The organism is Rhodanobacter sp. L36 (assembly GCF_009765755.1).
Taxonomy (GTDB): domain Bacteria; phylum Pseudomonadota; class Gammaproteobacteria; order Xanthomonadales; family Rhodanobacteraceae; genus Rhodanobacter.
In genome coordinates this window covers 128,762-151,939 of record NZ_LMUV01000002.1, presented here as the reverse complement: position 1 = coordinate 151,939, position 23,178 = coordinate 128,762, and the positions used below count along the sequence as shown (strand labels likewise).

17 protein-coding genes are annotated in these 23,178 nt (G+C 63.6%); 11 read left to right on the top strand and 6 right to left on the bottom strand.

From position 1 onward, the window contains the following. Positions 1 to 49: 49 nt before the first annotated feature. The 4 genes from GSQ73_RS00590 to GSQ73_RS00575 all read left to right on the top strand — a co-directional run bounded on the left by GSQ73_RS00590 (position 50) and on the right by GSQ73_RS00575 (position 5,596). Positions 50 to 1,510 (top strand): outer membrane beta-barrel protein, encoded by a 1,461-nt coding sequence (locus GSQ73_RS00590; RefSeq protein WP_158879847.1) that lies wholly within the window; start codon positions 50 to 52, stop codon positions 1,508 to 1,510. Between the two features lie 7 nt (positions 1,511 to 1,517). After that, complete coding sequence (gene kdpC, locus GSQ73_RS00585; protein WP_158879844.1) at positions 1,518 to 2,120, top strand: potassium-transporting ATPase subunit KdpC; 603 nt, start codon at positions 1,518 to 1,520, stop codon at positions 2,118 to 2,120. Between the two features lie 102 nt (positions 2,121 to 2,222). Then, positions 2,223 to 4,904, top strand: coding sequence for a sensor histidine kinase KdpD (locus GSQ73_RS00580; protein WP_158879841.1), 2,682 nt, complete (start codon positions 2,223 to 2,225; stop codon positions 4,902 to 4,904). Continuing rightward, positions 4,901 to 5,596, top strand: a complete 696-nt coding sequence (locus tag GSQ73_RS00575; RefSeq protein ID WP_158879838.1) for a response regulator transcription factor — start codon at positions 4,901 to 4,903, stop codon at positions 5,594 to 5,596. Before GSQ73_RS00580 ends, GSQ73_RS00575 begins: the two co-directional genes overlap by 4 nt. Positions 5,597 to 5,608: 12 nt before the next feature. Here the strand turns inward: GSQ73_RS00575 and GSQ73_RS00570 are convergent, their stop codons facing one another. Continuing rightward, the gene (locus GSQ73_RS00570; RefSeq protein WP_158879835.1) at positions 5,609 to 6,445 is read right to left on the bottom strand and encodes a hypothetical protein; all 837 of its coding nucleotides are present in this window, start codon (positions 6,443 to 6,445) and stop codon (positions 5,609 to 5,611) included. Between the two features lie 191 nt (positions 6,446 to 6,636). Between GSQ73_RS00570 and ssb the strand changes: the two genes are divergently transcribed. The 7 genes from ssb (at position 6,637) to ligD (ending at position 15,160) form a co-directional block, all read left to right on the top strand. Then, positions 6,637 to 7,164, top strand: a complete 528-nt coding sequence (gene ssb / locus GSQ73_RS00565; RefSeq protein ID WP_158879832.1) for a single-stranded DNA-binding protein — start codon at positions 6,637 to 6,639, stop codon at positions 7,162 to 7,164. Positions 7,165 to 7,294: 130 nt separating this feature from the next. Next, positions 7,295 to 8,041, top strand: coding sequence for a DUF3348 domain-containing protein (locus GSQ73_RS00560; RefSeq protein ID WP_158879829.1), 747 nt, complete (start codon positions 7,295 to 7,297; stop codon positions 8,039 to 8,041). Further along, entirely contained in the window at positions 8,034 to 10,130 is a 2,097-nt protein-coding gene (locus GSQ73_RS00555) for a DUF802 domain-containing protein (protein ID WP_158879826.1), read from the top strand. The genes GSQ73_RS00560 and GSQ73_RS00555 overlap by 8 nt, the downstream gene beginning before the upstream one ends. Then, positions 10,127 to 10,777 (top strand): OmpA family protein, encoded by a 651-nt coding sequence (locus GSQ73_RS00550; RefSeq protein WP_158879823.1) that lies wholly within the window; start codon positions 10,127 to 10,129, stop codon positions 10,775 to 10,777. The genes GSQ73_RS00555 and GSQ73_RS00550 overlap by 4 nt, the downstream gene beginning before the upstream one ends. A 4-nt stretch (positions 10,778 to 10,781) precedes the next feature. Beyond that, positions 10,782 to 11,408 carry a DUF2894 domain-containing protein gene (locus tag GSQ73_RS00545; protein ID WP_216844708.1) on the top strand — a complete coding sequence of 209 codons (627 nt, stop codon included), beginning with the start codon at positions 10,782 to 10,784 and terminating at the stop codon, positions 11,406 to 11,408. A 122-nt stretch (positions 11,409 to 11,530) separates the two neighbouring features. Then, entirely contained in the window at positions 11,531 to 12,469 is a 939-nt protein-coding gene (locus tag GSQ73_RS00540; protein WP_158879818.1) for a Ku protein, read from the top strand. A gap of 3 nt (positions 12,470 to 12,472) precedes the next feature. Next, positions 12,473 to 15,160 carry a DNA ligase D gene (gene ligD, locus GSQ73_RS00535; RefSeq protein WP_158879816.1) on the top strand — a complete coding sequence of 896 codons (2,688 nt, stop codon included), beginning with the start codon at positions 12,473 to 12,475 and terminating at the stop codon, positions 15,158 to 15,160. A gap of 104 nt (positions 15,161 to 15,264) precedes the next feature. Here ligD and GSQ73_RS00530 read toward each other — a convergent pair whose 3' ends face one another. The 5 genes from GSQ73_RS00530 to GSQ73_RS00510 all read right to left on the bottom strand — a co-directional run bounded on the left by GSQ73_RS00530 (position 15,265) and on the right by GSQ73_RS00510 (position 23,173). Further along, a complete protein-coding gene (locus GSQ73_RS00530) occupies positions 15,265 to 16,344 on the bottom strand; it encodes an oxidoreductase (protein WP_158879813.1) in 1,080 nt (359 codons plus the stop codon). Positions 16,345 to 16,429: 85 nt separating this feature from the next. After that, positions 16,430 to 18,385, bottom strand: a complete 1,956-nt coding sequence (locus GSQ73_RS00525) for a M1 family aminopeptidase (protein ID WP_158881629.1) — start codon at positions 18,383 to 18,385, stop codon at positions 16,430 to 16,432. Positions 18,386 to 18,439: 54 nt separating this feature from the next. Then, the gene (locus GSQ73_RS00520) at positions 18,440 to 20,974 is read right to left on the bottom strand and encodes a GH92 family glycosyl hydrolase (RefSeq protein WP_254063227.1); all 2,535 of its coding nucleotides are present in this window, start codon (positions 20,972 to 20,974) and stop codon (positions 18,440 to 18,442) included. Further along, the gene (locus tag GSQ73_RS00515; RefSeq protein WP_158879810.1) at positions 20,961 to 22,196 is read right to left on the bottom strand and encodes an AGE family epimerase/isomerase; all 1,236 of its coding nucleotides are present in this window, start codon (positions 22,194 to 22,196) and stop codon (positions 20,961 to 20,963) included. Before GSQ73_RS00515 ends, GSQ73_RS00520 begins: the two co-directional genes overlap by 14 nt. Next, positions 22,193 to 23,173, bottom strand: coding sequence for a carbohydrate kinase (locus GSQ73_RS00510; protein WP_158879807.1), 981 nt, complete (start codon positions 23,171 to 23,173; stop codon positions 22,193 to 22,195). Before GSQ73_RS00510 ends, GSQ73_RS00515 begins: the two co-directional genes overlap by 4 nt. Between the last annotated feature and the right edge of the window lie 5 nt (positions 23,174 to 23,178).

The following is a 23,178-nucleotide window of genomic DNA, read 5'->3' as shown; positions in this document are numbered from 1 at the left end:
ACACACCAAGAAGGCGGCTCTCCTCAGAGGGCCGGATCCAGGAACCATCATGCAAGTGAAAAAGATCATCGCGTTCTCCGTGCTGCTCGCGCTGGCGCCAGCGGGTCAGGCCATGGCCGCATCGGCCACGGCAGCGGATAGCGCAACAGCATCGACGCAGCCGGCCAGCAGCGATTGCTCCAACGGTTTCGGCACGCGGCTCGCGGCGGCGTATCGCGAAGATGCGCAGCCGGCCGATCCGAATGCGACACCCACGCCGCGCCGCGCGATGGATGCGCCCCTCGATTCGCCGCCGTTTCCGTCGTCCGAGTGGCAGATCGGTGCCTTGCCCGCGCCGATCGGCGTGCCGGATACCAATGCGCAATATCCGCTGGAAAAAGCGCTGGCGTGCAACGCGCTCGGTCACTGGATGCAGCGCAACCGCATTGAGGTATTCGGCTGGATCACTCCATCGGCCAACCTCAGCAGCTCGGGCTTCACCAACTATCCGCTGTCGTACAACACGCGGCCGAACCGGCTCGAATTCGACCAGGCGGTGATCAACATCCAGCGCGTGGAAGACACCGTGCAGACCGATCACATCGACTGGGGCTTCAACATCTCCAACCTCTACGGTTACGACTACCACTACACCGTGATGAAGGGCGTCTTCAGCAACCAGTTGCTGAATCACCCCAACTCGAACGGTCCGCAGGCCGGCAAGGTGTATGGCGATGATCCGATGCTGTTCTACGGCGACCTCTACATCCCGTGGGTGGCCGAGGGCATGGTCGTGCGCGTCGGACGCTATCTGTCGCCGCCGGACATCGAGGCGCAGTTCTCGCCGCAGAACTACCTGATGACGCACTCGATTCTCTACACCACCGATCCGTACACGCAGATGGGCATCATGACCAGCACGCGATTGAGCCCTCAGTGGACGGTGCAGCTCGGCATCAACGCGAGCAACGACACGGCACCGTGGAATCACTCCGCACGTCCCACGCTGCAAGCCTGCGCGCGCTGGGTATCGGCCAGCAACAACGACATGCTGTATCCCTGCGTCAACAGCCTCAACGGCAGCGACTACAACTACAACAACGTGCAGATGTACGTGATGACCTGGGGTCATCGCTTCAGCGAGAAGGTGCACATCCTCACCGAGGCGTACCGCATCTTCGGCCGCAACATTCCCGGCTTCGGTCCCGGCGGCACGCCGGGCGTGGTGGCATCGTCGCCGCTGCCGGGCGAGGCGGGCGCGTTCGGTGCGGTCAACTATCTCAACATCGAGTTGAGCCCGCGCAACATGCTGTCGATCCGCAACGAGTTCTACAACGACGAACGCGGACAGCGCACCGGCTTCGCCACGCGCTACAGCAGCCACACCGTCGGCATCACGCACTGGGTGTCGCAGGATCTGGAGATCCAGCCGGAGCTTCGCTACGAGCATTCCTACGACGTCGACGCGTACAACGGCGGCAAGAAAAACGACCAGGCGGTCGCGCTCATCGACGCGATCATTCACTTCTGAGGCGACCATGAGCAAGCTACTGCGTCAATCCTTCTGCCTGCTGCTGGTGATGACCATCATCACCGGCGTGCTCTATCCGCTGGCTGCCACTGGCCTCGCGCAACTGATCTTTCCGCATCAGGCCAACGGCAGCCTGATCGTGAAGGACGGCAAGCCGGTCGGTTCCGCACTGATCGGCCAGTCGTTCACCGATCCGAAATACTTCTGGGGTCGTCCATCGGCCACCAGTCCGAACGCGTACAACGCATCGTCGTCGTCGGGTTCCAATCTCGGCCCGACCAACCCGGCGCTGACCGATGCGGTGAAGCAGCGCATCGCCGCGCTGCGCGCCGCCGATCCGGGCAACACGGCGCCGGTGCCGGTCGATCTGGTGACCGCGTCCGGCAGCGGACTCGATCCGCAGATCAGCCCCGCCGCCGCGCAATACCAGCTGGCTCGGGTGGCAAGTGCGCGCGGCTTGAGCGCGTCGCAGGTGCAGGCCTTGGTGAGCGAATACACCGAAGGGCGGCAGCTCGGCATGCTCGGCGAGCCACGCGTGGATGTGTTGCAGCTCAACCTCGCGCTGGATTCGCAACGTTCTACTTCGTCTTCCCATCGGGGAGAGGATTGAGGTGAGGGGTGGATGCTCGCCGTGGGGTGGTCGAAGCCGGTTTGCACATGAAAACGCCGCGAGTGCGCCAATCCCCCGCAAACCGGCGAAGATGGCGCACCCATGACCGAGCCCTCCCGCGAAGCCCGTGCCGATGCCTTGTTGAGCACCGCGCATGACGAACGAAGCCAGCATCTGAAAGTGTTTCTCGGCGCCGCGCCCGGCGTCGGCAAGACTTTCGCGATGTTGTCCACCGCGCGCGAACTGAAACGGCAAGGCGTGGACGTGGTGGTCGGGCTGGTCGAGACGCACGGTCGTGCGGAAACGGCAGCGCTGCTCGACGGCATGGAAGTACTTCCGCGTCGTGCGGTTCGTTACCGCACATCCGATGGCATCGATCGCGATTTCACCGAGTTTGATCTCGATGCGGCACTCGCACGCCGACCGGCCGTGCTGCTGGTCGACGAACTCGCGCATCGCAACCTGCCGGATGGTCGCCACGAACGTCGCTGGCAGGACATCGCCGAACTGCTCGACGCCGGCATCGAGGTTTACAGCGCGTTGAACGTGCAGCACCTGGAAAGCCTCAACGACCAGGTGCGGCGCATCACCGGCATCACCGTGCGCGAAACGGTGCCGGATGCGTTTCTCGATCGTGCGCGCGACATCGTGCTGGTCGACCTGCCGCCGCGCGAACTCATCGCGCGGCTCAAGCAAGGCAAGGTCTACGTTCCCGAAACGGCTGCTGCCGCACTCGATGCTTTCTTCTCGCCGACCAATCTCGCTGCGTTGCGCGAGCTTGCAGTGGACACGATCGCCAGCCATGTCGACAGCGATCTGCGCGAACACATGCTCGCGCGCGGTGGCGCCATGCCGGTGCGACGACGCGTGCTGGCGGCAGTCGACGGGCACGCGCAAAGCGAATACCTGGTGCGCATGGCGCGACGCATTGCCGAGCGTCGCGGCGCGCCATGGAGCGTGGCCTTTGTCGATAACGGCGGCACACTTGAACCCGCGCGGCGCGCACAGCTCGACGCGGCGATGCGGCTCGCGCGACGACTCGGCGGCGAATCAATCGTCCTGCGCGGCCATGCGATCGCGGACGAACTGATCGCCCATGCGGATCGCGAAGGCGTTGGCCAGATCATTCTCGGCCGCACGCGCGAGCGCCCGTTGGCGCGCATGCTCGGCCGTTCGTTGACCCAGCTACTACTGCGCCGTGGTGCGCATCTCGAGCTCACCATCATCGCGACACCGGCCGAACGCGCGCAGGCACGGCGGCGGTTGCGACTTCCGGGCGGGCGCGGATCGCGTGGGGAATATCTCTACGCGACTGCGGCGACGCTGGTCGCGTTCGGGCTGTCGTTTATCGCCGATCGATACCTGTCAGTCGCCAATCTCTCGCTGATCTTCCTGACCGCGGTACTCGCGGTCGCCGTTCGAACACGCATGGCCGTGGCCGTCTATACGGCCATCTTGTGTTTCGTCGGCTACAACTTCTTTTTCGCGCCGCCGCGCTACACGCTGGCGATCGCGAATGCCGACGACGTGCTGGCGGTGACGCTGTTCCTGGTCGTGGCGCTGGTCTGCAGCCGGCTGGCGACGCGGCTGGCCAGCCAGGTGGAATCGCTGCGCGCCTCGCATGCGCAGGCGCGCGCGTTGCTGGCGCTGGGTCAGCAACTGAGCACGAGTACCGATGCCGCGGGTATTCGCGACGCCGGCGCGAAGGCGTTGGCGCAGGCGCTACGTTGCGAGGTGGCGATGTTTGCCCGTGACGCGGATCAGGTCTTGCGCGTGGCAACGAGCGTACCTGCGAACCTCACGCTCTCCGCGCAGGAAATCGCTGCCGCGGACTGGGGCGACCGCCATGGCGAACAGGCGGGTCGTTATACCGATACGCTGAATGCCGCCGCCTGCTGGGTCCTTCCATTCGGCAATGAGACGCGTGCGCTGGGCGTTGCGGCGATCCGTTTCCCGGCAACGTCGGGCGAGCCGGATCCCGATACGCGCAGCCTGGCGCTGGCGATGATGCAGGACATCGGTCAGGCACTCGAACGCGCGCGGTTGTCCGGCGAACTCGAAGGTGCACGCGTGCAGGGCGAAACCGAACGGCTGCGCAATGCCTTGCTGTCGTCGGTATCGCACGATCTGCGCTCGCCGCTTGCGTCGATGATCGGCGCGGCGGGAACGCTGGTGAGCTACGAGGAAAAGCTGCCTCGCGAGGAACGCCGGCAATTGCTCGAAGCCATTCTCGGCGAGGGCCAGCGGCTGGATCGTTATATCCAGAATCTGCTCGACATGACGCGACTGGGCCACGGTACGCTGAAGCTCAACCGCGACTGGACCGACAGCAGCGAAATCATCGCGGCATCAGTGACGCGACTGCGCAAGCTGTTCCCGGACCTGCGCGTCGAAACCACTGCACCTGCGGACGCCGTGCTGCTTTATGTGCACCCTGCGCTGATCGAGCAGGCGTTGTTCAATATCCTGGAAAACGCAGCGAGGTTTTCACCGCCCGACGATGCGGTGCGAGTAACCGTGCATACCGACGCCGGGCGTTTGCTGATTGACGTGTCCGATCGTGGGCCCGGCATTCCGGAAGACGAGCGTGCACGCATCTTCGACATGTTCTATTCGGTGTCACGCGGAGATCGCGCGCCGCAAGGTACGGGACTTGGATTGGCGATCTGCCGCGGCATGATCGGCGCGCACGGCGGCAGCGTCGAAGCCTTGTCCGGCGACGGCATCGGCACCACCATCCGCATCAGCCTGCCTCTGCCGGCGCCCACGGAAACCTCCACGTGACATCGTCCGCTCCACGCATCCTGGTGATCGACGACGAAGCGCAGATTCGCCGCTTCCTCGACATCGGCCTCCGCGCGGAAGGCTACGAAGTGCTGCTCGCCGCCACGGCGAAAGAAGGCCTTGCGCTCGCCGCCACGCAATCACCGGATCTGGTGATCCTCGACATCGGCCTGCCCGATATGGACGGCCATGACGTGCTTGCCGAACTGCGCCAGTGGAGCCAGATTCCGGTGCTGATGCTCTCGGTGCGCGATGCCGAAAGCGAAAAGGTTCGCGCGCTCGATCAAGGCGCCAACGACTACGTCACCAAGCCGTTCGGCATCCAGGAATTGATGGCGCGTCTGCGCGCGCTGCTGCGTCATCGCACCGGCGAGCCGGACGTGCCGCCTCGCTACGACGACGGACGTCTCGCGATTGATCTCGCGCGACGAGAAGTCACTCTCGATGGAACGTTGCTCGCGCTCACGCGCAAGGAATACGCGGTGCTGGCGATGTTGCTGCATCACGCCGGCCGCGTGGTCACCCAGCAGCAACTGCTGCGCGAACTCTGGGGCCCGACCCACACCGCGGACAGCCAGTACGTGCGCATCGTGGTCGGCAAGCTGCGGCAGAAACTGGGCGACGATCCGGTGTCGCCGCGCTGGCTGAAAACAGAGCCAGGCGTGGGCTATCGATTTCTGAGCGGCGCCTGATTTTCGACGCGTTTACAGAATCGTGCAGCGCCCATCGAGCGCCAGCTTGCCCGCCGCATCGAGATCGGCTTGCTCCGCACGCTTGTCTTTCGACGGATCGAAAACGATTTTCACCTTGACGTTGCTGCCGCTGCTGCCGCGGATGTTGGCGATGCCTTCGAAGCTCAGCAGCTCTCGCGTGTTCGCGTCGTAGGCGACATGGAGGTGCGGCAGTGCAAAGCCGATCCAATTGGACAAGCCCAATTCGTAAAGGCGTGCGGCACGACCATTGATCGTTGTGTCGGGCAGCCGCTTCACGCTGAAGTTCATGCTGCCCAGGCGGCTGGGTATCAGGAACGGAAGGGTGTCGCTGCCGTCCTTGCCCAGCTTGTCCCAGTGCACGCGGATGTACGCGTCGAAGCCCGCGTCGATCACCGGCATCGGCGATGTCTTCAATGCCGCCGTGCGCTCGTCGGCGGTCTTCTTGTCGCGCACGTAAACCGTTCGTTTGTCGCCCTGGCCGCGAACGCCCTCCCGATAGCCGGTCAGCGCTTCGTCCAGTTCGAAGTCGGGTGACTGCGCGTTACCGTTGGCGTGGATGATCTTGCGCGCGAAGGGTTTGCCGTCCGGACAGCGATAAAGCACGAGGCGCGACATCTGGCCGCCTTCGCCAGTGATCCAGTGCGATTCGATGTACATCAGCTGCCCGCTCGACGGGTTCGACGCCTTGCCTTCGACATAGCGCACGCCTCCACCGGCTGCGGGCGCCCCGGCGAGAACGGGGCCGGGGGCCGCCAGCGCAGCGGTCAGTCCAAGCGCACAGGCGCGACAGTACATGCGGATCGTCAAGGTGCTTTCTCCCGTGGCCATGGGGTTTCTCGCCTCGGAGCGCGGTGGCCCGGGACGAAACGACTGCAGGAGTAGATACGGGCAAATCGGCTTTCGGGATGCCGCTGCATCTCATCCCGTGCGCCTGAAACGTCTATGATATGCGGGCCTGATTCATCACTCCGGCCCGCAACCCATCCCACACTTGCGGCCGGCCCAACAGAGGACATCCCATGGCACGCGGCATCAATAAAGTCATCCTGGTCGGCAACCTCGGTGCGGATCCGGAAATGCGCCACACCGGCAGCGGCACGGCGATCACCACCATCAACATCGCGACGTCCGAATCGTGGACCGACAAGCAATCCGGCGAGAAGCAGGAGCGCACCGAGTGGCATCGCGTGAAGCTGTTCGGTCGTCTGGCCGAGATCGCCGGCGATTACCTGAAGAAGGGTCGCCAGGTTTATATCGAAGGCTCGCTGCGCACTGACAAGTACACCGACAAGGCCGGCGTCGAGCGTTACAGCACCGACGTGATCGCCAGCGAGATGCAGATGCTTGGCGGCAATGAAGGCGGCGGCGGTGGCGGCGCCAGCGGTGGCGGTCAGCGCGAGCGCCCGCAGAGCTCCGGCGGCGGCCAGCGTTCGTCAGGCGGCGGAAATTACGGCGGCGGTTCGCGCGGTGGCGACGACTACGGCAGCCAGAAACAGTCGCCGGCACCGGCCGACAGCGGTTTTGCGGACGACGAAATTCCGTTCTAGGAGTCGCCTCAGGCTGAGTCGCTTTCTGTCATCAGCCCCTGGGAAATCAGGGGCTTTTCTTTGTTGGTCCCGCTCCTCGCAACGACAGGTTCCGCTTGCGTCGGGGTGAATTCACGGTCTTGTTATCAGCATGGTTCGCGCTCACCAACGGATGACTGTCCGTGGTTCCACGTTCATTCGTCTGCTTGCCCGCTTCGCCGACGTCGAGGGTTCTCAGTCCCATTCATCGCTATCGGACCGGCTGAGCCAGTGGCTGGACTGGAATCACGCCCTTGCGTTGTCCACGGCGCTCGATGGCGCGCCGTCTCATACCCCGGCAACGGGTGGCGTGACCGACGACGATTACGTTCGCGTGCGCAGCTCGCTGGTCAAGGCCATGGCTGATGACTTCGAATCGCCCGGCATCACGCACCATCGCCCCGGAGACTCTTCCGCCAGGCACGGCGACGCGAGCGAGGCGACCGGGTTCACGGTGTTTCGTCAGCGCTATCTCGCCAGACAGAGGGCGATGCAATCGGCTGCCGGTAACTTGCGTGGGCGCTTGCGAGACATGCTTGCCGGGCAATCGACAGCGATGGCACGGCTCGCGGCAGTGGATGCCGCCATGGAACTTGCCCTGAGCCCACGCGAGCAGGCACTGCTGGCGGCCGTGCCCGCATTGCTGGAAAGGCACTACGAACGCCTACGGCAAGCGCGCGCAACGCCGGCCGACGTGCCCGTATCGGTTCTTCCCACGGCAGCAACGCATGATGCGTGGTTGAACGTGTTTCGCAAGGACATGCAGAGCGTCTTGCTCGCTGAACTGGATGTTCGATTTCAACCGGTCGAAGGCTTGCTCGAGGCGCTTCGCACCTGCCAACAGGGACACCATGTCTAGAAATTTTCTTCACCTCTCGATCTTCTTCGCAGGGCTTGCCGTCGTTTGCTGGATCGGCCTGGGCTACATCCATGCGAACCCGCTGGGCATGGCCGTCGCGATGTTGATCGCCGTCTGCTATCTGGCCGGTGCGCTCGAACTGCATCGCTATCGTCAAGCCACCGCCACACTGCAACGTGCCGTCACCGATTTGTCCGTCGCGCCGACGCGGCTGGGTGACTGGATCGGCGGTTTGCACGCCAGCGTGCGGAACGCGGTGCGTTTGCGCATCGAGGGTGAGCGGGTGGCGCTGCCGGCGCCAGCGCTGACACCCTATCTGGTGGGCCTGCTGGTGCTGCTGGGCATGCTGGGCACGCTGCTGGGCATGATGGCAACCCTGAGAGGCGCCGGCATGGCACTGCAAAGCGCGACGGACCTGCAGGCCATCCGCACGTCTCTGGCCGCACCGGTCAACGGGCTTGGGTTTGCGTTTGGCACTTCGATCGCTGGTGTGGCCAGTTCCGCGATGCTCGGCTTGCTCTCCGCCCTGTGCCGGCGCGAACGGCTCCAGGCAGTGCATCTGCTGGATGCGAAAACAGCCACGACCTTGCGCATCCATTCGCAGGCCCATCAGCGCGAGGAAGCTTTCAAACTTCTGCAACAGCAGACCGACGCGATGCCTGTCTTGATCGATCGACTGCAGATGATGATGGCGACCATCGAGCAGCAGAGCGCCGACGCAAGCGAGCGACAGATGGCCAGTCAGGAGGCCTTTCACGCGACGACGAATCTCGTCTACACGCGGCTGGCTTCTTCCGTCGAGCAGTCGCTGAAAGAAAGCGTGGCTGAAAGCGCGCGCGCCGCCGGGGTGGCCCTGCAGCCCGTCGTGGAATCCACGATGGCGGCTCTTGCGCGGGAAACCGCCTCGCTGCATCACACGGTGACGCTCGCCGTGCGGCAACAACTGGATGGGCTATCGGTCGGTCTGGAGACAACCACCGCGAACGTGGCGGGCATCTGGGACCAGGCGGTGGCAACACAGCGGCAATCGAACCAGACGCTGACCGACGATCTGCGCCGCTCGCTGGAGCGATTCGCCGAAACCTTCCAACAACGTTCGGCCGGACTGCTCGAAGGCGTATCGGCCCACCTCGATGCCGCCGCGGACAACGCCGCAAACGCATGGGGCCAGGCGCTGTCGCGGCAGGAAGCTGCCAACGAAAACCTGGCCACGCGCAACCAACAGGCGCTGGCGGCTGCAACCGAGACCTTTGAGAAGCACGCGACGTCGTTGGTCCGCAACGTGAATCAGTCTCACGCCAACTTGCAGGCAGGGCTGGAATCTCGCGATCAGGAGCGCTTGGCAACGTGGACGGCGACACTCGGTTCGATGACCACCGCATTGAGCAAACACTGGGAGCAGGCCGGCGACCATGTCGCGAGCCGACAGCAGGAAATCTGCGACACGCTGGTGCGCACCGCCACCGACATCTCGGCCCGAACCCAGGTGCACGCGAGCGACACGATCGCCGAAATTTCCCGACTGGTGGCCGCCGCGTCGGAAGCACCCGGAGCTGCTGCCGAAGTGGTGGCCGAATTGCGCCAGAAACTTTCCGACAGCATGGTGCGCGATACCGCGATGCTGGATGAGCGCAGCCGTTTGCTGGCGACGCTGGAAACCCTGCTTGATGCCGTGAATCATGCGTCCACCGAACAACGGGTCGCCGTCGATGCGCTGGTCACCACCTCGGCCGACTTGCTGGATCGCATCGGCACGCGGTTTGCCGACCGTATCGATGCCGAAACCGGCAAGCTCGGCGCGGTGGCTGCGCAAATCACTGGCAGCGCTGCCGAGGTGGCCAGTCTCGGTGAGGCATTCGGCGCAGGCGTGGAGCAGTTCGGAAAGTCGAACCACGCGTTGATGGAGCACTTGCAGCACATCGGTGCCGCGCTCGACAAATCGCTCGGACGCAGTGACGAACAACTGGCGTACTACGTGGCGCAGGCGAGAGAGGTTGTCGACCTGAGCGTGCTCTCGCAGAAGCAGATCATCGAGGACATGCAACAGCTCGCCAGCCAGCGGGCAGCGGCCGGGATCGAAACGGCATGACGGACGAGGTCGAGTTCGACGCGGAATCCGGTGCGCCGATCTGGGCTGCCTTCGGTGATCTGATGTCGGTGCTGCTGGGGGCGTTCGTGCTGATCCTGGTGGGCGTGATCGGCATGCAACTGCAGCTCTCGAGCAAGCTGGATGAAGCGGTTCGCCAACGCCAGGTGGAGGCGCAACGCCGCACGGCTCTTGAGCAGGCGCTGGCCGCACCGCTGGCGGCGGGTCGCGTCACCCTCGTCAATGGGCGCATCGGCATTCGCGGCAGCGTGTTGTTCGCACTGAACTCCGATCAGCTCCAGCCCGAGGGACGCGATGTGCTGAAAAGCCTGGCCGCCCCGCTTTCCAACTACCTCAAGTCGCGCGACGAAATCCTGATGGTGAGTGGTTTCACCGACGATCAGCCGGTGCACGATGGCAACCGTCACTTTGCCGACAATTGGGAGCTGTCGGCCCAACGCGCGTTGACGGTGACGCGTGCGTTGGTCGCCGAAGGTGTCCCGGCATCGTCGGTATTCGCCGCCGCATTCGGCGCGGAGCAGCCCGTCGGTTCGAATGCCAATGATGAGGGGCGCGCGCAAAACCGGCGCGTGGAGATCGCTCCCATCCCGAAGCCGTCGACGACGACCGTGACCACCCATGGGTCATAGGGCAATGAGCGCACGCGCGATCATCGAAATGTGGCGCAAGCAGCATGCCGATCGCGTGGATCCGCTTCGCTTTCACTTCATCGATGCACTGGAAAAGCGGGCAGCCAGCCATGACGGCGAGGCACGCCGCATTCTGGACGAGCGGTTGTCCGCGCTGCTCAAGACCTATGCCGGGGATGTTGCCGGCGTGGGCAAGCATGTCCCGACGGAAGACGGCCCATTCGCGCCGAATGGGCCCGCCCAGGACCCGCTTGGAGCGCTTGTGGCGCACATGGCGGGCGACGCGGCGACGCGACAGGAGTCACTGATCGCAGACCACCCGGCCTCCTCCTTTCCGGAGCTGGCGGCGCTCGACGCGTTTCGGAAAACCTGGTCCCGGATTCGTTCCGAGGGTCAACTCAGAACGTCGCTGCAACACGTGCCTGCGAACGCTGGCCCGCTCAATTCCAGTGCGCTCGTCCACCGCTCGATCGCCCTCATGCGCGAGCTGTCGCCGGGGTATCTGCAGCACTTCCTGTCGTATGTCGATGATCTGTCGTGGATGGAGCTGATAGGCAGCGCCATGACGTCGACCAAGGACGGGCCGAGAATCGCACGCTCGAAAAGCACCAGACCCAAGCCGCGGGCGTGAAGCGGCCGAGATCCAGCTGAGGCGCCTGATGGCCTGCCTTCGTGCCGCGTGTATTGCGTTTTGCCGTTTCCTGCACGCGGCACGTGTCTACCATCGGCTTCCGAATCACGTGGAATGCTGCCATGGCGCGCCCGATCTGGACTGGTACGTTGTCGTTCGGCCTGCTCAATGTGCCGATCCGTCTGATGACTGCCGAGCGGCGCATCGACCTGCATTTCCGCATGCTCGACCAGCGCAGCAATACGCCGATCCGCTACGAGCGGGTGAACGCCGAGTCCGGTGACGAGGTGCCGTGGAAGGACGTCGTCAAGGCGTTCGAGTATTCCAAGGGCAACTACGTGGTGCTCGACGAAAAGGACATCCGCAGCGCTGCCAGCGAATCGCACGAGACGGTGGAGATCGATACCTTCGTCGACGCAGGCTCGATCGCGCCGACCTACTTCGAAAAACCGTATTTCCTGGTGCCGGCGAAGAAGGCCGAGAAAGGCTACGTGCTGTTGCGCGAAACCTTGAAGAAGACCAAGCGCGTCGGCATCGCCCGCGTGGTGATCCGCACGCGCGAATACCTCGCCGCGGTGATGCCGCAGGACGACGCGTTGCTGATGATCCTGCTGCGCTATCCACAGGAGCTGGTCGATGCGGCCGACTACGCGTTGCCCGACAAGGCCGCGTCAAGCTATCGCATCACCCCGCGCGAACTGGCGATGGCCGGCGACCTGATCGAATCGATGTCGGGTGAGTGGAAGCCGGGCGACTATCGCGACGAGTTTCGCGACAAGCTGCGCAAGGTGATCGAGAAGCGTCTCAAGACCAAGGGCGTTACCACCACCGTCGAGGAGGACGAAGAGCATGGCGAGGACGCGACCACGAATGTGGTCGATTTCATGGCGCTGCTGAAAAAAAGCATCGACAGCAAGCACCGCACGCCGGCGAAGAAGGCTGCGGGAAAGAAAGCCGCTGCGAAGAAATCGACGGCAAAGAAATCGGCCGCGAAAAAATCTGCGCGCAAGACGCCGGCGAAGAAATCCGCAACGCGCAGCAAGACCCGCAAGGCCGGTTGATCCATGAGCCTGCGCGAATACGCCCGCAAGCGGAAATTCGAAGGGACACCCGAGCCGGCATCCGGCGGGCGCGCGAGCGGCAAGGGACACAAACCCATCTTCGTCGTGCAGCTGCATCACGCCACGGCGCGGCATTACGACTTTCGCCTCGAAGCCGACGGCGCGCTGAAAAGCTGGGCGGTACCGAAAGGTCCGTCGTTGCGTCCGGGCGAGCAGCGGCTCGCCGTGGAAGTGGAAGATCATCCAATTTCGTACGCGACATTTGGCGGCGATATTCCGGAAGGTCACTACGGCGCCGGCCACGTCGACGTATTCGATCACGGCACCTGGCAGCCGGAAGGCGATGATGCGTTGAAGTCGATCGCCGCCGGCAAGCTGGATTTCGAACTGCACGGAAAGCATCTGCGTGGTCGCTGGACGCTGGTGCGAACGCGTCGGCAAGGAACAAAGAATCAATGGCTGCTGCTCAAGCGCAGCGACGATGAAGCGCGCGATGCGGAAGCCGACGATTTCCTCAATGCCGCGATGCAAAAGGCCACGGTGGCATGGCGGCGCGCGCACGGTCAGGAAGTCGATGCGAAAGGCAGGGTGATCGGACGCAAGGTGGCGATCAAAAAAGTTTCGCCAAAAAAATCCGCAGCGAGCATGACTTCCGCACGCAAGACGATCAGCAAAAAAACTGCGACAAAATCGGCGTCGAAAAAAAAATCCAGTGCAACGTCGCGTAAAAGCGAAGCGGCTTTCAAGGCCAGGGCGCTCGCACTGCAGGGCGCAAAAGCCAAACCACTGGCGGACGGATTCCAGGCACAGCTTGCGATGCAGAAAGCGACACCGCCCGCCGGTGACCAATGGCTGCACGAAACCAAGTGGGACGGCTACCGCCTGCTGGTAGATCTGGACAATGGCAGGGCGAAGCTGCGTTCGCGCAACGATCTCGACTGGACCGCGCGCGTGCCGCATGTCGTCAAGGCGATTGAGGCGCTGCCTGTGCGCCAGGCGCGCCTCGATGGTGAACTGGTGGCACTGGATGCGCATGGCAATAGCGATTTCGCCGGGCTGCAGAACGCGCTGAAGGAAGGCAATGGCCAGCGTCTTCGTTACATATTGTTCGACATGCCGGGCGTGGCGGGCGTGGATCTTACCGGCACGCCGTTGATCGAGCGAAAGGATCTGCTGGAAGAGCTGCTGGCCGACGCCGACGGCACGCTTGCCTACAGCACGCATGTGCAAGGTCACGGCGACGAGGTGTTCGCGGCGGCCGGCCATCGTGGACTCGAAGGTATCGTCAGCAAACGCATCGACTCGACCTATGAGAGTCGACGCACGCCAGACTGGATCAAGGTGAAGCACGCGAACTCCGACGAGTTCGTCATCGTGGGCTTCACACCACCACAAGGTTCGCGTCAGGGTTTCGGATCGTTGCTCCTGGCTGCACGCGAAAAAGGCGAACTGCGCTACGTCGGTCGCATCGGCACCGGCTTCGATGACGCGATGCTGCGCGACCTCGCCAAACAGATGAAAGCGCTCGCGGTGACCAACGCCGTGGTCGACATCCCCGCTCACGTACCGTTGCCCGCGCGCCGCATCCAGTGGATTAGGCCGACGCTGGTCGCCGAGGTGGCATTTCGCGGCTGGGGCGGACATCGCCTTCTGCGGCAGGGCAGTTTCATGCGATTGCGCGAGGACAAGAACGTGGATGATCTCGATGTGCAGATGACGAAGGCCACGCCACGCAAGCGCGCGGCGACGAAAGCGCCGGTCAAGACCGCGGCGAAAGCAGTTACCAAAGCCGTGAATAAAACGGCGAACACGCGCGCGCAGAAATCCAGCGAGCAAGTAACGATCACCCACGCCTCGCGTGTGGTGTATCCGGACAACAAAACCACCAAGGGCGACGTCGCCGCCTATTACACCGCGGTTGCAACATGGATCCTGCCCGAGCTGGTCGAACGTCCGCTGTCGATGTTGCGTTGCCCCGGCGGCGTCGGCGGCGAATGCTTCTTCCAGAAACACCACGCGGCCACCCTGGGCGGTAGCGTGAAAGCCATTCCATTGAAAGAGAAGGACGCGGGTGTGGACGACTACGTCTACATTCGCGACGTGGAAGGTTTGCTGGAGCTCGTGCAGATGAATACGCTGGAATTCCATCCGTGGGGATCGCGCGTGGACAAGCCCGACGCACCCGACCGCATCGTGTTCGATCTCGATCCGGCAGAAGGCGTCGCGTGGAAATCAGTGGTCGCCGCGGCGCGGGAAATCCGCGCGCGGCTCGAAGAGATCGGTCTGGAAAGTTTCGTGCGAACCAGTGGCGGCAAGGGCCTGCACGTGGTGGTGCCGTTCCGCCGCGGGCCGAGCTGGCCGACCGTGAAGCAGTTCTGCGAATCGTTCGCCGACGCGATGGTTTCTTTGCATCCGCTTCAGTACATCGCCACCGCGAGCAAGGCGCAACGCAAGGGCAAGATCTTCATCGACTGGCTGCGCAACGCACGCGGCGCCACCAGCGTGTGCAGCTGGTCGCTGCGCGCCCGCGCCGGCGCGCCGGTCGCCATGCCGTTGCAGTGGGATGAACTGGGCCGCATCAAGAACGGCGCGGCGTTTGATCTAAAGAAGGCGCTGAAACGCGCCGCGGGATTGAAGGCCGATCCATGGGAAGGGATCGCGAAGCTGAAGCAGAGTTTGCCGAAGCTCTGAGCGCACTGGGAGAAGAGGCAGGGCCAGTGCACGACGATGAAATTGCGATGTGTGCTTCGCGCGGGATTCAGCAAACCAACCATCGACCGGCACGTTCTGTCCGGTCAGGTCCAGCTCGCACGCTCGCCGGTGGTCAAGGCAAGCGGCTTGGCGCAGCCATCGCGGTTGGCGTCGAAGCCGGCTTGCAACACCGCCATCACCGCCAGCGCCTGGATCGGTGGCACCGGATTGGCGGCCGTGCCGTTGAGCGCATCGCGGATGCCGACGTAGTAACGGCGTTGATCCCCGGCGGACACGGGCAACACATGTTCGGTGCCGTCGCCATGGATATGGACCAGGGCGTCGCTGTCCCGGCCCCAGTCATCGCTGCCGGGTATCACGCCCGCCAGAAGCTGCTGCTCCTGCTGATCGATCCGTGTCTTGAGCAGACTGCCCTGGTCGCCATGCACGACGAAACGACGCGTGGCGCCGGCCACCAGCATGCTGGCGTGCAGGATGACCTGATGCGTACCGTAATCGAGCAGTGCATGCGCCCAGTCATCGGCCTTGCCACCTTGCCGCTGGATGGCCAGACGCGCATGCACACGATCGGGCAAGCCGAAAAGCTGCAGCGCCTGATCGATCAGGTGCGGGCCCAGGTCGTACCAGATGCCGGCGCCGGGACCGGACCCTTCGCGCCAGCGATCGCGTACTTCGGGGCGATAGCGACCGATGTGCGATTCGAAATGCGCGACCTTGCCGATCAGCCCGCGTTCGATCGCAGCGCGCACGGCGAGAAAGTCGCTATCCCATCGACGGTTGTGGAACACCGACAGCAGGCGTTGCTGCGTTTGCGCCAGCGCGATCACTGCACGCGCTTCGTCCAGATCCAGCGCCATCGGCTTGTCGATCACCACATGCTTGCCTGCAAGCAGCGCGGCTTTCGCCAACGGTGCGTGCAAGGCATTGGGCGCGGCGATCACCAGCAGATCGACGGCGTCGGACGCGATCAGCTCCGCGGCATCGTGGATCACTGCGACATCGGGCAGATCGGCATGCACCTTCGCCGCATCGCTGGATGCCACAGCCACGAGATCAAGCCCCGGCACGCTGTTGATCAAGGGCGCATGGAAGGTCCTGCCGGCAAAGCCGTAGCCGATGAGGCCGGTGCGAACCCGATCGACGTCGACAGGCGTGACTGTCATGGCATGGCACCTCGACTCTGATGAGAAGCCCGCATTGCAGCGGGCTCCCGGCTCGTCCGGCGTCTGAATGTTCGCCTTCGGCCGCCTACTTCACGGTGAAGCTGTTGTTGCCGCGATTCTCATCCGGTAGCTGATGCTGCGGGTCGAGCACAACGGACTTCACTGTTTTCGTGCCTTCGACCAATACGACATAGCTGCGATGCTGTTGCCAGGTTTCCACCGGCACACGCACGTCCTGCTTGCTGCCGTCGTCGTAGATCACTTCCAGCGTGGATGGCAGCACCAGCTGATCGAGGTTGGCGACGGTGACGGCGGCGCCGTGGCTCCAGTTGCCGTCGATCGGCGCGACTTTCTGCACCGCCAGGTCGAGCTGCAAGTTGTGTTCGTACCAGCCGCGCCAGAACCAGCCGAGGTCTTCGCCGGTCTCGCTTTCCATGAAGCGGAAGAAATCCGACGGGCTCGGATGGTGATATGCCCAGGTCGCGATGTACTTGCGGAAGGCATCGTCGAAACGCTCCGGCCCGATGATCTGCTCGCGCAGCAGCACCAGACCGAACGCGCCCTTGAAGTAGGTGATCGGGTGTCGATATTTTTCCGGTGTCATGTCGGCGCCGATCAGCGGCGGCGTGGCCTGCGGGTCCTTCAGTACTTCGGCCATCTGCTCGGCGGGCGTGCCCTTGTGCGGTGCGTACTCGCCATCGCGTTTCGGCGCGTATTCGCCGTGGTTGAACGCATCCGACTCGTAGACATCGATGAAGGTGTTGAAGCCTTCGTCCATCCACGCGTCGCGGCGCTCGTTGGAGCCGACGATCATCGGGAACCAGGTGTGGCCGATCTCGTGCGCGAGCAGGCCGTGGAGGTCGCCACCGGCGGCTTCCTTGCTGTCGAAGGTGATGCCGGGATATTCCATGCCGCCCGCAGTACCGGCTTCATTGATCGCCACCGGGTACGGATACGGATACCACTGCTTCGAAAAATACTCGGTGGATGCCTTGAGGTATTCGGTGGCGCGACCCCACGCCGCGTTGCCGGCACTCTCGACCGGATACACCGACATCGCCAAGCCGGTTTTGCCGCCGGGAAGGTTCATGCGTGCCGCATCCCAGATGAACGCCTTGGACGCGCCAAACGCGACGTCGCGGGTGTTCTGCATGCGGAAGCGCCAGGTCAGCGTGCCCGGCTGTTTTGGATCACGGGGTTTTGGACGGCTGGACGGCTGCGCGATCTCATCGGCGCTGCGGATCATCACCGTCTTGTCGCTGTGCCGTGCCTGTTCGAGTCGCTGCTGTTCGGTGGCGGTCAGCACTTCCTTCGGGTTCAGCAGTTCGCCGGAGCCGGCGACGATCATGTCCCACGGCACGGTCACGGCGTAGTCGAAGTCGCCGTATTCCAGATAGAACTCGCTGTTGAGATACGGCGCGGTGTCCCATCCGCGCAGATCGTCGTAGACGCACAGACGCGGATACCACTGCGCCATCTCGAAGATGTCGCCGTTCTTCGTTTTGTTCACATCCATGCGCCCGCCGAACTCGCCCGGTACGGTGAAACTCCATGCGATGTGCAGACGCAGTTGCCCACCATTGCCTTTGAGCGCTTCGGGCAGACGCACCTGCATGCGTGTGTCGGAAATCACCCAGGTGGCTGGACGCCTGCGGCCGCTGGCGTCCTCCACTTCGATCGAGGCGATGTGTTCGCCGTCGGTGAACTCGGTCGGAAACTCGCCGGTGAATGCGCCGCGTGCATCTTTCAGATAGCGGTTCTGCTCGACCTGCAGCCACAACACGTCCAGCGTGTCGGGGCTATGGTTGGTGTAGGTGATGACTTCACTGCCGCTGAGCTTGCGGCTGGATGGATCGAGCGTGGCCTTGATCTGATAGTCGGCGCGGTTCTGCCAGAACAGCGGGCCGGGTTTGCCGCTGGCCGAGCGGTACGCGTTCGGTGCTTGCGGATAGATGTAAGGCGCGAAGGTCTGGCGCGGATCGAAGCGCGACGTGCCGGATGATGACGCATTGTTCGAAGAGGCCGCATGCGACGGCAGCATCGCCAGCGCAAGCAGGCAGACGGCAAAGCAGGAGAGGGTGGGGATTTTCACGTATCAGTTCCGGGGAGTGGTGACAGCGGGTGGCGCGAAGGAGGGTGGTGCGTTTTTCACGGCATTTCCCCAGTGCGTGTCGGCATGCGCAGCGAGCGTGAAGTCGAGCTTGCCGCCGTGCTCGACGAAGCCCGGCGCGAGCCACGGCTGCTCATGCGCCTTGCCGTCGACGCGCAAGGCGTGCACGTAAGGCATCGTGGATGAAGCGCCGGGAGCGTCGACGATCACATCGCCACCGGAGCCGTGCACCAGCGCATGCGGAAACAATGGACTGCCGAGCAGCAGCTCGGCGCGACCGGGAATTTCGGGATACATGCCGAGCGCAGCCCACACGTACCACGACGACATTTCGCCGAGATCGTCGTTGCCGGGAATACCGTCGGGCGCGTTCTTCCAGATGGTGTCGACCACGATGCGCACGGCTTCCTGCGTCTTCCAGGGTTGGCCGGCAAAATCGTAGAGCCACGGTGTGGCCACCGAAGGCTCGTTGTCCAGTTCGGCGTGCAGCGGGCCGGCCTTGGTCAGCGCCCAGTGGCCGTCCTTGTCGTGGAAAAACGCGTCGAGTCGGGCGGTGGCCTTGTCGCGGCCGCCGAGTGTGTCGAACAGACCACGCACGTCGAATGGCACCATCCACAAATAGACGGCTGCACTGGCTTCGACGAAGCCGTCGTCGGTGTCCGGCGTGAATGCCGGCCAGCTGCCATCGGCGTTGCGGTTCTGGATGTAGCCGCCTTCCGGTGTGGCATGCGGATTGAACAGGTTGCGCCAGTAACCCGCGCGCGTCAGGAATTTCTTCTGGCCGTCCTTGTCGCCGACGCGACCGGCGAGCTCGGAAAGCGCGAAGTCGGCGCTGACATCCTCCAGCGTTTCGCCGGCTCCGCCCCATGCATTCGACTGGCTGGCGATGTAGTGCAGCGACAGCCATTGATCGAGCGAGGGTCGCTGCCCGGGACACTTGACGTTGCAGCCGGCATCGCTGAGGTCGTTCGCCGTGGGCACGGTCGCGGCGGTGACCAACGATGCATAGGCACCGCGCAAGTCGAAATCGTGGCCGCCGAACGCGTCGATATCCGCCAGCGCAGGCACTGCCGGGTCGCCGCTCATCACGTGCGTGCCGCCGGAGTTGTGCGTCCAGCGATCCCATTCGCCATGGTTTTGTTGCGCTTGCAGATAGAGCGACTGTGCGATGTCGCTACCGACCTTGGGCTGCAGCCACGTCAGCAGTTGCAGGTGCGAGCGGTAGACGTCCCAGCCGGAGAAATTGGCGTACTGCACTTTCTGCGTGCCGCTGACGCGATGGATCTTCTGGTCGAAGCCGCGATATTCGCCGTTGGTATCGCTGTAGATATTCGGATGCAGCATCACGTGGTAGAGCGCCGTGTAGAACATGCTGCGCTGATCCGCGCTGCCGCCATCGATCGCGATGCCTCCGAGCACGGCGTTCCACGCATCCTGCGCACGCTGGCGCACCTGCGTCAGCGTGGTGCCGCGCGGAATCTCCGAGGCGAGATTGACGCGCGCGTTCGCGAGGCTGACGTAGGAAATGCCGACACGCGCTTGCACCGTGCTGCCATCGGAAAAGCTGACCCATGCACCGGCGCCCTTGCCGTTGATCGGAAAACCCTTGTCGGTGAACCCGGTGCCTCCACGCGCGGCGTCGCGGCCGGGATGCAGACCTTGGTCGTCCCAGCTTCCGGTATCCGCGAAAGGCTGATCGAACTCGGCGACGAAATACATCGTGTAGTAACTGCGCTGGCCGTCCTTGGCGAGATATCCGCAGAAATTGCCGGCCGTGACTTCACCGGTGACGCTCCGGCTCGCGCGGTCGACATGCACGCTGGCGTCGGTACTGCCGACTTCCGAATCGGACACGCGGATCAGCAGGTTCGCCGGTTTGCCAGGCGGAAACGCGAAGCTCGCCACGCCGCTGCGTAGTGCGGCGCTCAATTGCACGTCGGTGCCGTTGGCGAGTTTCACCTGATAGTGGCCAGCCTCGGCGTGTTCGTCGGCGTGCGCGAAATCACTGGCGTAGTGGCTGTCGTCGGTGTCCAGCGACGGCGACCGATCGATCGCCTGCGTGACCGGCATGAACGGCACGTCGCCGCTGGCACCAGCACAACCCGCGCCGGAAAGATGCGTGAGGCTGAAGCCGCGGATGCGCGGCGCACTGTAGCGATAACCGCTGGGCGACGCCGTGCGATCGTGTTTGCCGCGGGTGTTTTCCGGGCTCCACTGCAACATGCCGAACGGCAGCACGGCGCCGGGAAACGTGTTGCCGCCGTTGTCGCTGCCGATCAGCGGATTGACGCTGGCAGCGGGCGACATCGAAGGCGTCTGCGCAGCGGCGATGCCGGCAGTGAACGCGGCGCCGAGACAGGCGATCAGCGCAACGGATCGGAAGGATTGGGACATGCGAATCTCCAGCGGGTGATGCAACACGAAGTGACGCGTGGCAACGACGATCGTCGCGATCGCCACTTCCTGTCCGATCGATGCACGCTGGAAGAAATCCGCTCCGCGGAAATTACGGTTCGCCACCGCCGGCGATCAGTGCCAGCACTTCGTAGCAGGCGCCCATCGTGTGGTAGTCGGTCTTGCCGGCGGGACTTTTTTCGTCGTCGTATTTTTGGTTGTCGTGGGTAAGGATGCGGTACCACGCGCCATATCGGTGATCGATGAAATGCTGCCACGCGTACGACCAGAGTTTTCCGTACCAATCGTCATAGGCGGGCAGCCCGGTACGTGCATGCAGCAATGCCGCGGCGGTCAACGATTCGGCCTGTACCCAGAAATACTTGTCGTCGTCGCACACGCTGCCGTCCGGTGCGAAGCCGTAGCAGATGCCACCGTATTGCTTGTCCCATGCGTGTGCCAGCGCAGTGTCGAACAAATGTTTGGCGGTCGGCACCAGCCAGTTTTCTTCGCGTCCGCGCTCCAGCAGCAGCGGCTCCATGATCAGCAGCAACTTGGCCCATTCGGTCTGGTGACCGGGCTGGAAACCCCACGGGCGAAACAGGTCTTTCGGGTTGTCGCGGTGATAGTCGAGGTCGACTTTCCAGTCGCGGTCGTAGTGTTCCCACACCAGTCCCTGCGATTGCGCGGCCTGGCGGCGCGTCATGTGATCGGCGAGCGTGTAGGCGCGTTCGAGATAGCGCGGATCGTCGCTGGCCTGATACGCGGCGAGCATCGCCTCGCACATGTGCATGTTCGCATTCTGGCCGCGGTAGTCGCTGAAGTGCCAGTTCGCATCGGCTTCGTCGCGATACAGCCCGGCGTCGGCATCCCAGAAACGTTGCTCGAGCAGTTGCCAGGTTTCGTCCATCCACGCGGCGGCTTCGTTGAAGCCGGCTTTCACCGCGGTGGCATAGGCGAGCAATACGAACGCCACACCGTACGCGTGATTGGTGCGATCTTCCGGCTGGCCATCGCGGATGGTCCATGCGTAACCACCGGTTGCCGGGTTGCGATGCACGTCGCGCAAATAACGCAAGCCATGCCGCACGGCTTCGATGTATTCGTCATGAAGTTTTTTGTCTTCGTCGAACTCGATCGATGCCATCGCGTAGTTGAAGACGAAGCGCGTGCTGCTGACCAGGTGCCGATGGCTGCGGTCGTAGATCGTGCCGTCGTCCTTGAAGTAATGGAAGAATCCGCCGTCGGGATCGATCGCGTGCGGATGGTAGAACGCCATGGTCTGCGCGATGTGTGCGCGCAGGAACGCGGCGGATCGGAAGTCGGATTCGGCGGCGATGTCGCTCATGCGTGGCGTTCCATGAAATCGAGTACTTCTTGTTCGTTTGGCAACGCGCTGAACGAACCCTTGCGCGTCACGGTGAGCGCGCCGCATGCAGCAGCGAATCGCAGAATCGCGTGCAGGCGCGGCAATTCCGTCACCAGATGGTCGAGCCGGTCGGGCGTGGCATCGAGCTCGGCCAGACGGCAGAGCAGGCCGCCGACGAACGCATCGCCGGCTGCCGTGGTATCCACCGCATCGACGGCGTAGCAAGGCAACTCGCCGTCGGCATCGGGATGAAACCAGCGCAGCGGCCTGGCCGCGTCGGTCACGATCACCAGTCGCGTGCGACCAAGCCAGATGCGATCAAGCGCGGCTTCTTCGCCATCGACTGCGAGCCATTCGAATTCTTCCGCCGACATCTTCAGCACGTCGGCGAAATGGATCGCCGGCCACAACAACGGACGCGCATCGACATCCGCCGGCCACAGGGCCGGGCGCAGGTTGATATCGAAACTCACCAGCGCGCCGGCGCCGTGCGCACGCTGCATGCCTTCGCGCGTGGTGGTCGCGAGCGTGGTGTCGGTCATGCTGTTGGAGCAGACGTGGAACACCGCGACATCGCGAAATGCATCGGCCCGAAAGTGCGCGGGACGAAACAGCAGGTCGGCGGTTTGCTCGCGGTAGAAGCTGAAACTGCGTTCGCCGTGGCCATCAAGCGTCACGAACGCCAGTGCGGTGTTGCCGTCGTCCGTGCGCACCACGTCATCGACGCCGACGTTCGCGCGCTCGAGGCTGTCGAGCAGGAAATCGCCGAAGCGATCGCGTGCCAGCATGCCGGCAAAACGCGCGCTGCCGCCCAGCAACGATGTAGCCACCGCGACGTTAGCTGGCGCACCGCCAGCGAATGGCGTAAAGCCTTGTGCAAAGCCGCGGTCGTCGTTGCCGTCGGCGTGGAAATCGATCAGCGCTTCTCCGAAGCACAGAACGGGTCGCATCGTCATGTTGT

Excerpts from the sequence above, each read along its gene's own strand:
- GSQ73_RS00590 (WP_158879847.1), top strand. The coding sequence starts at position 50 with ATGCAAGTGAAAAAGATCATCGCGTTCTCCGTGCTGCTCGCGCTGGCG.
- kdpC (WP_158879844.1), top strand. The coding sequence starts at position 1,518 with ATGAGCAAGCTACTGCGTCAATCCTTCTGCCTGCTGCTGGTGATGACC.
- GSQ73_RS00580 (WP_158879841.1), top strand. The coding sequence starts at position 2,223 with ATGACCGAGCCCTCCCGCGAAGCCCGTGCCGATGCCTTGTTGAGCACC.
- GSQ73_RS00570 (WP_158879835.1), bottom strand. The coding sequence starts at position 6,445 with ATGGCCACGGGAGAAAGCACCTTGACGATCCGCATGTACTGTCGCGCC.
- ssb (WP_158879832.1), top strand. The coding sequence starts at position 6,637 with ATGGCACGCGGCATCAATAAAGTCATCCTGGTCGGCAACCTCGGTGCG.
- GSQ73_RS00560 (WP_158879829.1), top strand. The coding sequence starts at position 7,295 with ATGGTTCGCGCTCACCAACGGATGACTGTCCGTGGTTCCACGTTCATT.
- GSQ73_RS00555 (WP_158879826.1), top strand. The coding sequence starts at position 8,034 with ATGTCTAGAAATTTTCTTCACCTCTCGATCTTCTTCGCAGGGCTTGCC.
- GSQ73_RS00550 (WP_158879823.1), top strand. The coding sequence starts at position 10,127 with ATGACGGACGAGGTCGAGTTCGACGCGGAATCCGGTGCGCCGATCTGG.
- GSQ73_RS00545 (WP_216844708.1), top strand. The coding sequence starts at position 10,782 with ATGAGCGCACGCGCGATCATCGAAATGTGGCGCAAGCAGCATGCCGAT.
- GSQ73_RS00540 (WP_158879818.1), top strand. The coding sequence starts at position 11,531 with ATGGCGCGCCCGATCTGGACTGGTACGTTGTCGTTCGGCCTGCTCAAT.
- ligD (WP_158879816.1), top strand. The coding sequence starts at position 12,473 with ATGAGCCTGCGCGAATACGCCCGCAAGCGGAAATTCGAAGGGACACCC.
- GSQ73_RS00530 (WP_158879813.1), bottom strand. The coding sequence starts at position 16,344 with ATGACAGTCACGCCTGTCGACGTCGATCGGGTTCGCACCGGCCTCATC.
- GSQ73_RS00525 (WP_158881629.1), bottom strand. The coding sequence starts at position 18,385 with ATGCTGCCGTCGCATGCGGCCTCTTCGAACAATGCGTCATCATCCGGC.
- GSQ73_RS00515 (WP_158879810.1), bottom strand. The coding sequence starts at position 22,196 with ATGAGCGACATCGCCGCCGAATCCGACTTCCGATCCGCCGCGTTCCTG.
- GSQ73_RS00510 (WP_158879807.1), bottom strand. The coding sequence starts at position 23,173 with ATGACGATGCGACCCGTTCTGTGCTTCGGAGAAGCGCTGATCGATTTC.